Genomic DNA, 15,867 nt, shown 5'->3' on the forward strand with positions numbered 1-15,867 from the left:
TGTGAGTCTTATCATCCAATCGAATGTGAATCATTCGATCTTTGGTATGTGCGTTTGATTCTTTCTTCATTCCAGTTCGATTCTACCGATAGTCTATGTGCCACAAATATAACAATATATCAACTATCAAGTAAAGCACAAATCGAATAATATATTAGACCGTATTACCTCTGTTTATTGTGATCAAATTGTGTCCAAAACGATGTCGTGCTATTCGGTGTTATTGTGGGATATAGACTTACAAAGGCAGAGGTGGGGGGTGCTATACCCCCATCCGGCATATAAGCTGTTGTATCGTATAGCATTATATGAATGGAGGTAGGGGGATCGAACCCTCTTCTGCTTCGATCCAATTCAAACACCCATCAATGGACAAACCGAGTATGCATTGGCCCCACACATTGTTCTAACGTTTTCCCAACAGAACAAGCCAAAATACTACACAAAACGAGACAAAACCAAACAGAACAACGGTAGCTAAGTTGTTGCTACTGTCGTTCGTTAGTGTCTGATATTGCCTCTTGTTAGGCCTGCGGAAGAGACTCATAATCCAAAGGTCGGCGGTTGCAGCAAGGAACACCTTATGGTTGTCCCTGGTTGTCTGGTTCTGTACTTTTTCAGCGAGGAAATTGCCCCTCAGGGACAGTTCAAATAGTTACGGCAAAGTTCGAAACGTGGTTCACTTGGGGAGCAAATCATTGTCCAACCGATCCAGCAATCGACATTGACTCACAAACCGTCGCCAATGCTGCAGCCATATGAACTACTTGCCTGATTGAAGAGAATCGAGACACTGTCAGGGCATACATTCGCCGTCACCAAGTCATTTTCACCATCCGCGCTAAAATCTACTTAAACGACAGAGAATGAACAGGTTCCATCACCGAAGGGGTCATGTTAGACCAATCATATGGTTTTGACCTGAAATCACCGAGAATAATCGTGAGTTTTTCCGAACGATCCGGCCGGTAGTCAGACTAAGGGGGCAAATGATACAACAAACATTGAATCATGATATTAGGATCAGAAAGATGGAATCATGAGACGGAGCAATGACACAGATCAACGAAACAGAATAGTACGGTAACCGTGTGAGTAAACGTCCCGGTGCCGTAATGGAACCAGTAAGAAGACAGGAGAAAGATTATGGAAGAGAAACATGCCAATGCATGTGTGTTGAGTAAAACATGACCCCTAATCAAGAGGAGACTAATACTATGTATTTTCCGAAAAGAAAACTCGTTTTCACCTGGCTATTATGTATAGCTTTGAGTGGAAGTGCGGCCGCCACCGACGTAACGCTTCGATTGGTCGACCAGCACGGTGGCCTCATCGAGGCAACCTGGTTTTACATTGACGCAACGGTGGTGTTGCAGGAGGGTGTGGTAACTCTCTCCGAAGGGACATATACTTTAACTGTTTATGCCGGTCTCGACGGCAATCAACGGTCGAAGTTACGCCGCAACGAATCTGTGGACATAGCTGGAGCAGCACAGACAATCGAGTTGGTCTGGCCGACGGCTACTTTCACCATCGACATATTGAATCAGGACCAGGTTCCTATCTCAGGTTCAACGGGACGGCTATATGACATCACAAATGCCAACCCGATGCCCTTTTCGGTGGTGTTGCCGGTCACCGAGGACCCAGACCATCCCAACATCAGCGGCGACTTCGCCACCGGGTACCGGGTTTATCTCTACCCGGGAGTCAATGGAGTAGCTTCCAACCAGCTCAATCGTCACGAATGGGATAACGAACTGCCGATTGGCGACGTCAGTTATGACTTCGTCTGGCCGACCGCTGAGTTCAAATTCGATATTGTCGACCAAAACCATACGTCTATCCCCGGCTCAACCGGGCGACTGTATAAAGTCACAGATTCCGAACCCTTGCCCGCCTCGGCGGTGCTACCGGTCACCGAGGACCCAGACTATCCCAACATCAGCGGCGACTTCGCGACCGGGTACCGGGTTTATCTCTACCCGGGAGTCAATGGAGTTGCTTCCAACCAGCTCTACCGACACGAAGGGAGTAACGAACTGCCGGTTGGCGACGTCAGTTATGACTTCCTCTGGAGGACGGCTGAGTTCGAGCTCGACATCGTCGACCAAAACCAAACGTCTATCCCCGGCTCAACAGGGCGACTGTATAATGTGACGAACTCTGAACCCTTACCCTCCTCAATCGTTTTGCCCGTGACCGAGGATCCGGATTTCCCCAACATCGGCGGCGACTTCGCGACCGGGTACCGGGTTTATCTCTACCCGGGAGTGAATGGGATTGCTTCCAACCAGCTCTACCGACACGAAGGGAATAACGAACTGCCGGTTGGCGACGTCAGTTATGACTTCCTCTGGCCGACGGCTACGTTTGAGTATGATATTGTGGATCAGTATGGAGTACATATCCCCGGCTCAGTTGGACGGCTATATAATGTCACGGTCTCTGATCCCTTGCCCGCTTCAGTTGTGTTGCCGGTCACCGAGGACCCGGACCATCCCAACATTAACGGCGACTTCGCCACCGGGTATCGGGTGTACCTCTATCCCGGTCTCAATGGAAGCCACTCGAGTGCGCTCTACCGACACGAATGGGATAACGAACTGCCAGTTGGCGACGTCAGTTATGACTTCGTCTGGCCGACGGCGACAGTAGAATTCGATCTGCTCGACCAAGACGGTGACGCTATCCCGGGATCGCAGGGGTATGTGTACATTATCACCAATGCCAGTCTTCTTCCGCATACGGCAGTCTTGCCGGTGACCGAAGACCCTGGTTTGCCCAACATCAACGGTGATTGGTCCGACGGCTATAGATTCAAACTCTTCCCAGGCATCAACGGCAATGTATCCAATGACCTGTTGCGCAATGAATGGGACAACGAACTGACCATTGACGGCCTGAACATTGACTTCGAATGGATGACGCTGAATTGCTGCGTTGGCCTGGTCGATGCCACCGAAGAGTTTATTCCCGGCTCATTCATCGGTGATTTCGGAGGAACCTACCACGACTGTGATATGGTGACATTCCCCTCAACCGCTGAGGCACTCTATCCGACGATGACGGGAGACTATATGAACGGTTATCCGATCAGCCTCTACCCCGGAGGGACTCTTGCAGGCACGGCCACCTTTGAAGTCACCGATGTTCTCGACTTCGCACCGACATTCGTGACCCTGGGTGGCTCCGACTATGGCTTGCGTAGTGTCCCGTCAGTGGTTGGTCAGGTGATGGCCGATTGTCCTGCACCTGGTAGCGGACTGCTGGGGGTGACGGTTGATGTCTTTTCTGTCAGCACCGGCGACCTGGTCGCGACGGCGGTGACCGACCAGGAAGGCTATTACCAGGTAGATGGATTGAAGGCAGGTGAGTATGCCCTATCTATAGTGGTGCCGCTCGGCTATAATGCCGCTGCCGCTGAAATTGTCATTACCTTCGAGAACTGCCTTACTGTCCACGCCGACTTCAACCTCTCCTGCATAGAGATCATCGCCAATCCTCGTGCTGGCGGTTTCTGGAAGCATCAGGTGGGCGTGGCTCTGGGAGGGAACGGGAACGCCCAGATCGACGGTGCCACCTTGTGCGAGTATCTTGATATCATCGAGCAGCGTTTCAACAGCAACGAGATCAACCAGGTGATCATATACGATCCGCCCCCGTCCGGGGAATGTCTCGACAAACTGCTGGTAGTCAGAAGCCTGCTGAACCTCAAAGGCAAACAGGACATGGTCGTACGCGCCAGACAGCAACTGATGGCTCTCTTGCTCAACGTTGCTGCCGACTATATCAGCCTGACCGAGATCGTTAGCAATGACGATGCAACATTGTCCCAGGCCATTACCTACTGTGACAACCTCATCGACGATCCCAACGGGGACCACGTGAGGGCCAAGACGATCTGTGAAGCTATTAACACCAATCAGCCGGTTGGTATCGGCCTGATTGACCTGTCGACCTTCAACGTCGCCTACAAACAGGCGCCGCACACTTTCTCGCTATTACAGAACTACCCTAACCCGTTCAACCCGACAACGACGATTGCATTCAGCGTGGAGGAACGGACAAACTATAAACTGAAGATCTACAATGTGACAGGTCAAGTAGTGTGTCTATTTACCGGTGTAGCTGAAGCCGGCGATAACAATATCGTGTGGGATGCCTCGTCCAAAGGCAGCGGCGCGTACTTCTACCGCCTGGAAACTGCGGCATTCACCGACAGCAAAAAAATGATTCTGTTAAAATAGAAGGGACACAAAGGAAAACCAATTCAAGTGCATAGTGTATACTGCACCGGCCATCTCGCCACGGGGTGGCCGGTTTCTGCATACCTCCTCCCGCATTGACTCTCCGTTCTATTTTCTCATATCCGCACCCATTTCGTCTTAAAACATGGCCCTTCAAGCGACGCGAGTTGGACAATCACAATGCCAGTGTTGTCGGCCACAAGCCAGTTGCGAAGATCGTACAATTGGGGAAGCAAATATAACGTAATATACTAATATACATTGAGATGTACAATTTTATTGGGCGGCAGACGCCCACGGAAAATGAATGCTCCCACTACACGTCCTTCAGTGATTTCACTTTGCGGAGTTTGCGGAAAAGCTGGATGTATTCATTGACCATCATTTCCTCCGCTTCCGACAAACCTTCCATCATCGGGATACCGATACGCAACACGGCTCGCACCATATCCGAAGTCGTTCGGTCGTACTTAGCCGCCAACTTTTTGAGACGATCCTTCAGTTCAAATGATACAAATACATTGAGACAGTGTTCGCCTCGGGTCTTGGTTGGCAGTGCTTTGGTTTCCATCTTGATATTCCTCCTTTTGTAATTGTCAATGGGGCAGACGGGGGCCTGCCGCACACGAAACAAGACTTGATTGGTGGAACCGCTACGGGGTTCCGCCCTACATAATTAGTCCTTCCTCCTCATATGATACCTCTCATGCCCGATCAGCATTTGTGGTGAACGAATATCAACGTCAAACTCCCGGCGCAGCTGGTTCATCACCGGTCGCCAGGTGGCTCTCTGATCACGCCCGGCAATCAACAAATCGATTTCGTCTCGATGCGGCGACGCACAGATATGACACTCAATCACTGATTCAGCGACTGCTGGTAAATCGATGTGAAATCTACTCTGAATAAACTCGCCCAGATCATTGCGTAGTTTCCGCAAAGCTCGCCTGTGCATCGCCTCAAGCTTGTATATTGCTCGCCCAGACTTCTGAGATATGTGGCGGTAGCTGTAACCCATGTAGTAGAACTGCCTGATTAGTTCCCGCTCATCCTCGCTCAGACACTGCAGGGATTGTTGTACCCTGGCTTGCAAAACACCAATTTCATTGGACTCTTCGGGAGTGATTGGCGGTAGTACAGGCAGGGATGGATCCCGTCCGAGGTCAACGATCCAGTTCTGGTAAGTGATTCGACTGTTCGACATAGACGCCTCCTTGTTTTCCGCCTAAGTTACGCCCTGTCAGAATCTTGTCTACCACATGGAGGTCACATCAAATCGGCTGTCATGCCAGATGCGACATCACATGACTCACATTTGTGTTTTGTCACAAAAAAACCGGCGATCCGCGAAGGACCGCCGGTTGTGATGTTATCACATCTATGTAAGAGAAAACTCTATTCAGTCTTCTCCGTATCGTCGTCAGGTTTCTCCTCCTCGGCAGGAGCTTCCTCGGCAGATGCTTCAGCAGGAGCTTCCTCGACAGCCGCTTCCGCAGGAGTCTCTTCAACTGGAGTTTCCTCTGTAGCCGCTTCCGCAGGAGTCTCTTCAACTGGAGTCTCCTCTACAGCTGCTTCCGCAGGAGCCTCTTCAGCAGGAGCTTCTTTAACTTCGGCGGCTTCTGCTACCTGAGCCTTAAGTTCCTCAGGCATAGCGTCGGCCATCGCCGGTGTATTGTCTACCGGATGATTGGTTAAGAACTCGTCCAGTTCGGTCTGTTCACGCTTCTTATAATAAGCAGTAACGCTCATCACAATCTTACGCTGACCGCGATCGAACTCGACAACCTGCACCGGTATCTCATCGCCTTCGTTGAAAATACCTGTGGGATCGGTTACGTCCTTATGTCCCAATTGTGTCGAAGGAACAAACCCTTCGACTCCGCCTTCAAGATCAACCACCACGCCACGGTCCATAACCCGCATGATCGTTCCCAGACAATCCGTGCCCACCGCATACTTGCGCGCGATCTCAGGCCATGGATCTTCCTGGAGCTGCTTGAAGCCCAGAGAAATACGACGGTTCTCGTGGTCAATGCGAAGAATCTTGACCTCGATCTTGTCACCCTTCTTCATGACTTCCGAAGGATGCTGGATACGCTTGGTCCATGACATATCCGAGATATGCACCAGACCATCGATCCCTTCCTCGAGTTCCACGAAGGCGCCAAAGGCGGTCAGGTTACGAACCCTTCCGGTTACAACGCTGGTGGGAGGATATTTATCATCAATGGTAGTCCAGGGATCAGGCTCCAATTGCTTGATACCCAGCGAAATCTTCTCGTTGTCTTTGTCCACCGAGAGAACTACCGCTTCAACCGAATCATTAACATTCAGAATCTTCGAGGGGTGCTTGATATGCTGGGTCCAGGACATCTCAGAGATATGGATCAAACCCTCGATGCCTTTCTCCAATTCGACAAAAGCCCCATAATCAGTAATCGACACCACACGGCCTGTGACCTGTTTGCCCAGCGGGAATTTCTGTTCGATGTTCTCCCACGGGTACGGGGTCATTTGTTTCAGACCGAGAGAAATACGCGATCTCTTCTCGTCGAAATCGAGAATCTTGACATCGATCTTCTCACCCAGAGTGGCCATCTCGCTGGGGTGACGAATCCGACCCCACGACATATCGGTGATATGCAGGAGTCCGTCAACACCACCAAGGTCGATGAAAACACCGAAGTCCGTGATATTCTTGACAATACCCTGACGGATCTGGCCGATGCCAATCTCATTGAGCAACGAAGCCCGCATCTTCTCGCGTTCATCTTCGAGCACGACCCGACGAGAGACTACGATGTTACGACGACTCTTGTTGATTTTGATGATCTTGACATGCATTTCATCATTGATCAAAGCATCAAAATCGGGAACCTGTCGCAATGCTACCTGGGAACCGGGAAGGAACGCATCAACGCCCATGATATCCACAACCAGACCGCCCTTAATACGACGGGCCACAGTTCCGGCAATTGTGTTGCCACTGTCGTGAACCTCACGAATCTTCTCCCAGACGCGCATGAAGTCGGCCTTCTGCTTCGATAGAATCAGTTGACCATTTTGATCTTCGATTTGCTCCAGGAACACTTCAAGTTCATCACCGATCTTAATATTGATCGGCTGAGTGAACTCACCCATCGGAATGATACCTTCAGACTTGAACCCGACATCAACGACAACGTCGTCGCGGGTCACACCGATGACCGACCCCTGTACGACTTCGCCTTCCTTAATGTCCTTGATGGTGGCATCATACATGTCAACCATCGCCTGGTACTCTTCGGCATCATAGACGACGCCGGCCACATCGGTGATGCGGACAGCTTCGACTTCGACTTCCGCTACCGGAGCGGCGGGCATTGATGCCCGAATTTTTGCCTTTTCCGCCATCCGTTGATGGCGACCGGTCAAGACTCTTTCCCGCTTTTCCTTCTCTTTGACCACTACGGTCGCTTGAGATGCAACATCGCTCTTAGTGACTTTTGTCTTGACCTTACTAGTCTTCTTAGTTGATGTCGCTTTTCGCTTGGAAATTTTCGGGGCGGGTTTTGGGTTAGTTTTTTTGGCTTCTGCCATGTTTCTGTTGTAGAACCTCCTTACAGGCGATCCAGCAGCTTTGGATTTTCCCGTTATGGGAAGACCGCCGGATTTGCCACCCAGCCCGATTGATCAAGCTGGACAGCCTTCTTATATAGTCAATTATCGGGAAATGACAAGACTTTTCTTACTTATTTGCGCTCAATCCCCTGGTTTTCATATCTGATCCGACGAAGCATCCCGAAGCTTCCCAATACGGCCCATTACGGCCTGAGCTATCTCGAGATAAGCACCTTTGCCCCGACCAAATGAGGCTACCCATTCCGACGAAAAAGGCTCTCCAAAACGGACGACAATACGCCTTTTTCGAGTCAGACAGGAACGGAAATCATCACTGCCAATAATTGCGGTCGGTACAATCGGGCACTGCGCGCGGGTAGCGATCAGGCCCAAACCGGGCTTGGGAGATAGGAGATCGCCAGTTCTCGACCGAGTGCCTTCCGGGAAAAAAGTCAATCCGTAGCCAGCCTTGATAACATCGATTGAGGCCTTTAGCGATTGGCGATCAACAGCCCCTCTATTCACCGGTAAAGCATTGACCCGCAACAGAAGGCGTTTGACCAACGGGTTACGGAATAACTCCTGTTTGGCAAAGAAATAGACTTCACGAGGAACACAGCTTCCCACCAGGGGCGGATCGTAATAGGAAATATGATTGGTCGCCAGAAGAAACCCACCATCCCTGGGAATGTGTTCCTGACCCTCTATGCGCAAACCGCCACCGACCGTAAACAGCACCCGAGAGAGAGCCCAGCCCGCCCAAAAGAGGATCTTCATACTGGACGAAATCTATCTTTGGCGAGCATCAGGATATGATCCACCTGGCCTTCAATCGACAGGTCGGTCGTGTCCACAATAATCACGCCGGGTGCTCGCGTCAAAGGGGAGTGTTCACGGTTGGAATCGTAGTCGTCCCGCCGTTGGATTTCTTTTTTTAGCTCATCAAGACTAGTCGCCACACCGGCATGAGTTAGTTCGAGCAAACGCCGCTGTGCTCGTACTTCCACCGAAGCGTCAAGGTATATCTTCAGGTGAGCATCGCGAAAAACAACGGTAGTCGTGTCTCTGCCTTCAGCCACGATAGATCCGACTTCGCCCATTTCCATCTGTTGTTTGACCAATGCCTGCCGGACTTCCTTGTGCGAGGCAACTTCCGATACATGGCGGGTAACATCAGGAGTGCGAATCTCGAAGGTCACTTCCTTGCCGCCAATGAAAACGCGATTAAGATCAGACTCGGTCTTGAATGTGATCGGCAGCATCTCAGCCAGTTTGCCAAGCGCCACCCGGTCAGCAGTAGAGACTCCATTTGTCAGGGCGTAGTGAGTGAGCGCTCGATACATAGCGCCGGTGTCGAGGTAAGCATAGCCAAGGCTGGCGGCGACCAGTTTGGCGGTGGTAGATTTACCGGACCCGGCTGGTCCATCAATGGCGATTATCTTCCCTTTAAGCCACGATAGATTGTACTTGATCTCACTCACGGCCTAAAAATTAGGGGATGAACGCTCAAAACGCAACGGCAAAATAGGGCGTCGGCTCGCCCAGTCATCTTGTAGAGCAGGAACCCAGTCAACCAGATCCGTGTAGATTCCCCCTACCCCGTCGTTTCCCGGATATCCGTCGGATTGGATGTGGTTTCTTTCGACTCTCCTGCCTGATCCACATTGTATTTCACCGCCGCTTTGACAAACTCGCGGAACAACGGGTGAGGACGAGTCGGGCGCGATTTCAATTCGGGATGGAATTGCGATGCCACAAACCATCGGTGATCCGGCACCTCAATTATCTCTACGAGGCGTCCGTCGGGAGACAAACCACCAAGACGGAGGCCATTGTCGGTGAGCATATCGCGATAGGCATTGTTGACTTCGTAACGATGACGATGGCGCTCTGAGATTTCAGTGGTTCCGTAGGCTTCAGCCGAAAGGGAATTGTCTTCAAGAACACACGGATATGCTCCCAAACGCATCGTACCACCAAGTTCGCTAACGCCTTCCTGATCTGCCATAAGATGAATCACAGGATGCTTGAGTCCTTCCTGATAGAACTCATAGCTGTGAGCATCGGGGAGGTCGCATACATTGCGAGCAAATTCAATGACAGCGCATTGCATCCCCAGGCATATACCAAGGAATGGAATATCATTCTCGCGTACATACCGTATGGCCTCGATCTTGCCCTCAACACCGCGTTCGCCGAATCCGCCAGGGATAAGGAGACCGTCAATATCGCGTAACAGCTTTTCTGGGCCTTGTTGTTTGATATCCTCGGAACTGACCCAGATAAGTTTGACCTCGGCCTCACTGTGAACACCGCCATGAACGAAAGCTTCGATAATGGACTTGTAGGCATCTTTCAGGTTCACGTATTTGCCGCAGATCGCGATTTTGAGATGGTGTCTGGGGCTTTGGACTTTGCGGACCATTTCTTCCCATTCGTCCATAGCCGGATCAGGCAGGTCAAGTCCGAAATGTTTGCAGACAATATCATCGGTCTTCTGTTCGTGAAATTTCAGAGGGACTTGATAGATAGAAGAGACATCCTCCGCGGCAATAACCGAACCGCTCGGCACGGAACAGAACAGACTGATCTTCTGACGCAAGCCTTCATCAATAGGAAGAGCCGATCGACATAGCAGCATATTTGGTTGAATACCGATAGCGCGGAGTTCACGCACTGAGTGCTGGGTGGGTTTGGTCTTGAACTCCCCAGCCGTAGGGATGTACGGTACGAGCGTGACATGGATATACATCACATTGTCGTAGCCCTCTTCGAGACCCATTTGCCGGATGGCCTCCATGAAGGGGAGCGACTCGATATCACCAACTGTGCCGCCGATTTCGGCCACAACCACATCTGGCTTATCTTCCATCCGGGCGAAGCGTCGAAGGCGCCCCTTGATTTCCTCTGTAACATGTGGGATAACCTGTACCGTTGCGCCCAGATAATCGCCGCGTCGTTCACGGGTGATGATCGTATGATATATCTGACCGGTGGTGACATTGTTATCGGCACACAGAGTGTTGTCCAAAAAGCGCTCGTAATGACCCAGATCAAGATCGGTCTCAGAACCGTCATCGAGCACAAACACCTCGCCATGCTGAAACGGATTCATCGTTCCCGGGTCAACATTGAGATACGGATCGAGTTTTATGTTCAACACTTTGAGACCCCGCCGCTGCAAGAGCAAGCCTATCGAGGCTGAGGCTATCCCTTTACCCAGAGCCGAGACCACTCCGCCGGTAACAAAAATGTACTTCACCTTTTCCAACATGATTCTTCCTATTTATATATACTATCCAGCTTCTTAACATCCTGTGGCACATCCACCGAAACGGTCTGCATTTTGGTTCTGAAGACAACCATTCGACCACCGTTTTCGAGGATCCGCAACTGCTCAAGCGACTCGGCTTTTTCCAAGGCCGCTCGTTTCCACCGGGCGAACTGCATCAGTCCGGAGCGGCGATAGAAATATATTCCGATATGTCCCAGAAATTGATGCCGAGCTGTCCATCGACGTGCATCAGTATCTCGCACATACGGTATTGGCGATCGAGAGAACCACAAAGCGCGGCCGTCGGAGGCTGTTACTACCTTAACGAGATTCGGGTCTCGCAGTTCCTTTTCAGAGTTTAACTTGTATGCGAAGGTGGCAAATGTAATCGAGGCGGTTTTCTTCATCTGCAATATCACCCGATCAAGCACTCTAGCCTTAACGCCGAAATTGTCCGCCTGAATATTGACGAATATGCTGCCGCGAAACTTCTTGGCTGCTTCAGCTACCCTATCCGAGCCGGTCCGATGCCGTTTGGAAGTAAGAACAACCTGGCCGCCGAAATCTTCGACAGCACGCTTAACCTCCATACTATCGGTGGCCACTACCGACTGGTCGATGAGTTTTGATCTGGACACTTCATCATATACATATTCCAGCAATGGCTTTCCTCGATACAGATGCAGCACCTTTCGCGGAAAACGCGTTGATCCCAACCGGGCTGGAATGATTGCTATCGTATCGGCCATCAGTCTGTTCCCCCGGGATGTGATACAGTATCGAATGTCTGTAATAACCTGGAGAAGTCCACAAATACAGCATGTTCAATCGACAATTGTCGGGTTTGTTTCGTGGATTGTCTGAGACGGGCAAATCGTGCGATACGCTCAAGGCGTTGCTTCTTGAACTGCATAGATGAAATTACTCCCCTCCCTTGGTCCTGTCAAGACAAAACACAAACGACCAGTTATCAATGTGTGATTTCTCCAAGAACCACAAGGACACAGGCAGTGTAGTCGATTTCTCAATGGTGGCAATCACCTGGTTACGAAAAGGCCAGCTGGTTCCGGCTAAAGGTCGTGAGCAGGAGGTCGATAGCAATAATAGATGTCTCAATTTGAAACACGGTTGATGGAATGAAAATGAAACAGCAAGGAAGCTCAATGAATCCCAAAACGGACTCAAACCGATTAGTACTCCCCAACACTAACGCTGGAGGAGTTCACTGCACGGTCGAATCGGAAGGTAGATTCGGGTATTTGTCCGAGGAGGCCAAAGTAGCGGCCGCTTCGTCTCTATTGCTCGGAGCAATGCTACGCGACTGGCTGACCGATCAGGAATCTGCTTTTCTGGACCTGTTGCCACCACCGGGACATCAGTTTTTCCTGGTGCGGCAATCTTGTTTCCTTCATCCCGACAAACCTCCTTTCCCGATAGACATAATCGAATCGTCGGCAGCTCTGGACGGGAATGCGATTTTCTCGCACCGACATGAACTGGAATCGAGAGGAAGTTCAGGTGCCTGTAATGTGCGTACAGCGACCATTCAGACGGAGCCAGGCGAAGAGTTTGTCATTGGTCTGTATGGTCCGGTGGATCCTGTCACCCGCGATAAGATTGACAACTGTTTCTCCTCTCTCGTGCGACTTTTCCGCCACGCGGTTTCATCAGCAAATGAGACCTACCTTACCCTTCAAGAAAAACTGAACACTAATGAGGCGCATCTGCTTGTCAACCGAGCCTCCGGTTGTATTGTTCATGCCAACGGAGCTGCAGGAACCATGCTCTCAACTGAGTTACGTTCCCTGATTGGGCAGGAGTATGGTCAAACCACGGATCAAGTAATCGCCTCCGGTCATCATCCTGCGATGACCCTGGAGAACCTCACATCAGGTGGCATGAGTTTGTCCCTTGTAAGGCTCACTCCGAGTGCTGTGGATGCAATGCCGTCTGTCGAGACCAATCAGGACTCCAGCAAAGACCATCTACGTAGTTCATTGGCCACAATAGTAACAGCAGCCAGCGTACTGGAATCATCCTGCCAAACCCTCAGCCCCGAGGAAACCAGAGAGATCACGGACATTATTCTGGGCGAGGCATACGACATGGATCGACACTTCAATATCGAGATGATGTACAGGAAATTCGCCCATCAGGTTAGACGCCGTGTAAATCTCCAGTATGAGGCAGAGAATGCCATCATCCGCTTCACTGATACTAATCGATTCACCGATGAGGTAAAGCTAATTGTCACCAGTCCCGTTCCGTACACAACCGCTCCGGGTGATATATATGCTCACTTGTTCGAATCTATTCTCGCGATTCACTTTCGTGCCACCGGTCAAACCAGCCAAATACAAATCAGCATTCACTTAGCAAAGGACTCCCGAGACCAGGTGGTGAATGTCACTACCCGCACTGGAGGTTCGCTTGTTCGTATCGTCAGAAATGAAGGCCTTCCGCGTGACATACATCGACTGGCCACCCAACTGGGAGTAGAACTCCAGACGAAAATCAATGACAAACATGATAGCATCGAGACGACAATCATCATCCCCGCCCAGGAGACCATTGCAAAATGAACGATTCCACAACTACAACCAGCGCCCAGATCCTCCTCATAGAAGGGGACAGATCCGAGACCGGTTCTCTTTCGGTTGTTCTGGATCGTGGTGCTTATAATATTGTCCGGCCCGAATCATTAGAATACGCTATGGCAATATTAGAGAGTTCGGAGGTCCATGTCGTCGTACTGACCCTGGAGGAGTCCCAAACCAATGGTGCTGAGATCGTGCGCCAGATACGTTACCTGTCGCCATTCACCGAGGTTATCGTGGGGATGCCCGATGAAAAGTCTGGAGAGGTGGCCAGAACCGATGAAGCCGGGGCGTTTGATAGCTTGACCGGACCGCTATCGCCAGAGAGAATGCTCTCCCGAATTCAGAAGGCAGTCGAATATCGCCGGATCAGAATTGAACGCAGCCTCCTTAAGGAACAGGTAGCAATGCGCTACTCTTTCGACAATATCATCGGAGTGTCAAAGGAAATTACTGATCTCAAAGGAACGATCTCCCGAGTAGCTCCCACCGATATCCCCATCTTGATCACCGGTGCCTCGGGGACCGGCAAAGAATTGGTTGCACGGGTAATTCATCATCACTCCCTCCGCAGGAATGGGCGGCTGGTGGTTGTGGATTGTTCGGCCCTACCAGAGAATGTACTGCTTGGCCAATTGTTCGAGACAGAAAAACACGCCGAACTACCTCTGCTTCAACGAGCCGATGGCGGCACTCTGATTCTCGACAACATCGGTGGTATGAGCACCTCTGTTCAGGATCGCCTGCTGGCTTTCTTAAAGGATTTCACTATTCTTGATAGCGATGGACGAGCCAGGCGTCTGGATATCCGCTTTGTCACACTGACTAGTGATCAACTTGATGCCAAAGCAGAGAGTGGGGCATTTGCTCAGGATCTCCTGGATCAATTGAGTACTGTCACGATAGAGTTGCCCAGCCTAATCGATCGGGCTGATGATATCGAAATCTTGATAGACAATTTCCTTCACACCATTGCCTCTGAGAATGAAGAACCTGCTAAAACAATTACCCGCACAGCTGTCGATCGACTTTTGCATCACAGTTGGCCCGGCAACGTTCGCGAACTGGAGAACACTATCAGACGAGCATTCGCTCTGTGCAACGGGGATCAAATGGAGACCGATGATATCTCCTTCGTAGGGTCCGGTTCGGACACAAGACCTCGGACGACTTCGGAGCCAGTCCGACGGACAACCGTTTCACGACTCGACGACAATCAACGATCGTTGATCCAGAGAGCCTTGGTCGAAAATGATTGGAACTACACGCAGACGGCTCAGGAACTTGGCATTGGTCGCACTACGTTGTGGCGCAAAGTCAAAAAGTTTAACCTCAAGCGGGACGCCGAAACCGCTACATCAGAGGCACAATAACAACTATGAGTATTTTCAATTGGATGGATAAGAGCGCGAACAATTCGGGGCTGGATAACATATCAGAGCAAGCCGTGCGAGAATCCGTCATACCTGAAGAACGCTGTGTCAACCTGGCCCAGGCGTTCTCCGAGTTGACCGAGGAACTCACCAGAGATTTTGAGATCAGCAAGGGCGTGCTAGTTGTCAGGATGCAGGACACCAATAATTTGGCCGCTATCTCAACCTGGAAGGATGGCGCCATGCGTGACGGTCTGACCGTCTCGCTACCCACCAAGTCGTCTCTCTTTGAAAAAGTAGCTGAGGAAGGCTTGGTCTACACTGAGGATTTTTGCGAAGCTTTCAGCGGTAACTTCTTCGAGCGCAAACTACTATTGGACGATGACAGTCGCTCTTTTGTAGTGCAACCGCTCAAAACAGACGGCAAAGTCGTAGGATTGCTGGCTTACAGTTCCGACCAGCCTATAGCCTTTGCAATGTTTGAGGAAGGGGCGAACCGACCATTAGCCTCGAAGTTTGCGTCTCAGATCGAATCGCTGATGAAACAACTATAGCAAGCATCGCCTGCTTGCCGACCTGATACAGGAATCACCTGTTATTATTGTTATTATATCACGCTAAGCGGAGTCGAAGAGCAACGACGTACGATTGCCCCATGAGTCTTGGACGAAAAGCTTCTTAGCGGTTCCACCTTCTCGGATTGGCAGAATCACCAGGTGGTTCTGCCCTACAACAACCACCACAAAAAAAGAGACCGGCCTAAACCGGTCTCC

Annotated in this window: 12 protein-coding genes; 4 read left to right on the forward strand and 8 right to left on the reverse strand. The window is 50.8% G+C overall.

Features of this window, described 5'->3' with window-relative positions; all coding sequences use genetic code 11:
* The first annotated feature begins 1,217 nt into the window (after nt 1-1,217).
* A complete protein-coding gene (locus tag KOO62_11665; GenBank protein MBU8934645.1) occupies nt 1,218-4,250 on the forward strand; it encodes a T9SS type A sorting domain-containing protein in 3,033 nt (1,010 codons plus the stop codon).
* A gap of 316 nt (nt 4,251-4,566) precedes the next feature.
* On the opposite strand, the gene KOO62_11670 is transcribed toward KOO62_11665, so the two are convergent.
* From KOO62_11670 to KOO62_11705, 8 genes are all read right to left on the reverse strand, one after another.
* Entirely contained in the window at nt 4,567-4,821 is a 255-nt protein-coding gene (locus tag KOO62_11670; protein ID MBU8934646.1) for a hypothetical protein, read from the reverse strand.
* 105 nt (nt 4,822-4,926) lie between these two features.
* Complete coding sequence (locus tag KOO62_11675; GenBank protein ID MBU8934647.1) at nt 4,927-5,454, reverse strand: hypothetical protein; 528 nt, start codon at nt 5,452-5,454, stop codon at nt 4,927-4,929.
* A gap of 191 nt (nt 5,455-5,645) precedes the next feature.
* On the reverse strand, nt 5,646-7,829 hold the full coding sequence (locus KOO62_11680; protein MBU8934648.1) for a 30S ribosomal protein S1: 2,184 nt from the start codon (nt 7,827-7,829) through the stop codon (nt 5,646-5,648).
* Between the two features lie 177 nt (nt 7,830-8,006).
* Nucleotides 8,007-8,627 (reverse strand): 1-acyl-sn-glycerol-3-phosphate acyltransferase, encoded by a 621-nt coding sequence (locus tag KOO62_11685; protein ID MBU8934649.1) that lies wholly within the window; start codon nt 8,625-8,627, stop codon nt 8,007-8,009.
* Nucleotides 8,624-9,289 (reverse strand): (d)CMP kinase, encoded by a 666-nt coding sequence (gene cmk / locus KOO62_11690; protein ID MBU8934650.1) that lies wholly within the window; start codon nt 9,287-9,289, stop codon nt 8,624-8,626. The genes KOO62_11685 and cmk overlap by 4 nt, the downstream gene beginning before the upstream one ends.
* 155 nt (nt 9,290-9,444) lie before the next feature.
* Nucleotides 9,445-11,124 carry a CTP synthase gene (locus KOO62_11695; protein ID MBU8934651.1) on the reverse strand — a complete coding sequence of 560 codons (1,680 nt, stop codon included), beginning with the start codon at nt 11,122-11,124 and terminating at the stop codon, nt 9,445-9,447.
* A gap of 8 nt (nt 11,125-11,132) precedes the next feature.
* Nucleotides 11,133-11,873 carry a 3-deoxy-manno-octulosonate cytidylyltransferase gene (gene kdsB, locus KOO62_11700; GenBank protein ID MBU8934652.1) on the reverse strand — a complete coding sequence of 247 codons (741 nt, stop codon included), beginning with the start codon at nt 11,871-11,873 and terminating at the stop codon, nt 11,133-11,135.
* Nucleotides 11,873-12,037: a hypothetical protein gene (locus tag KOO62_11705; GenBank protein MBU8934653.1), complete on the reverse strand. Its 165-nt coding sequence runs from the start codon at nt 12,035-12,037 to the stop codon at nt 11,873-11,875. The genes kdsB and KOO62_11705 overlap by 1 nt, the downstream gene beginning before the upstream one ends.
* 250 nt (nt 12,038-12,287) lie before the next feature.
* Between KOO62_11705 and KOO62_11710 the strand changes: the two genes are divergently transcribed.
* Genes KOO62_11710 through KOO62_11720 form a run of 3 tightly spaced genes read left to right on the forward strand, consistent with a single transcriptional unit; the run spans nt 12,288 to nt 15,648 of the window.
* Nucleotides 12,288-13,706 carry a hypothetical protein gene (locus tag KOO62_11710; GenBank protein ID MBU8934654.1) on the forward strand — a complete coding sequence of 473 codons (1,419 nt, stop codon included), beginning with the start codon at nt 12,288-12,290 and terminating at the stop codon, nt 13,704-13,706.
* On the forward strand, nt 13,703-15,094 hold the full coding sequence (locus tag KOO62_11715; GenBank protein ID MBU8934655.1) for a sigma-54 dependent transcriptional regulator: 1,392 nt from the start codon (nt 13,703-13,705) through the stop codon (nt 15,092-15,094). Before KOO62_11710 ends, KOO62_11715 begins: the two co-directional genes overlap by 4 nt.
* A 23-nt stretch (nt 15,095-15,117) precedes the next feature.
* On the forward strand, nt 15,118-15,648 hold the full coding sequence (locus tag KOO62_11720; GenBank protein MBU8934656.1) for a hypothetical protein: 531 nt from the start codon (nt 15,118-15,120) through the stop codon (nt 15,646-15,648).
* The last annotated feature ends 219 nt before the right edge of the window (nt 15,649-15,867 follow it).

Source organism: Candidatus Zixiibacteriota bacterium, assembly GCA_019038695.1.
Taxonomy (GTDB): Bacteria; Zixibacteria; MSB-5A5; order GN15; family FEB-12; genus B120-G9.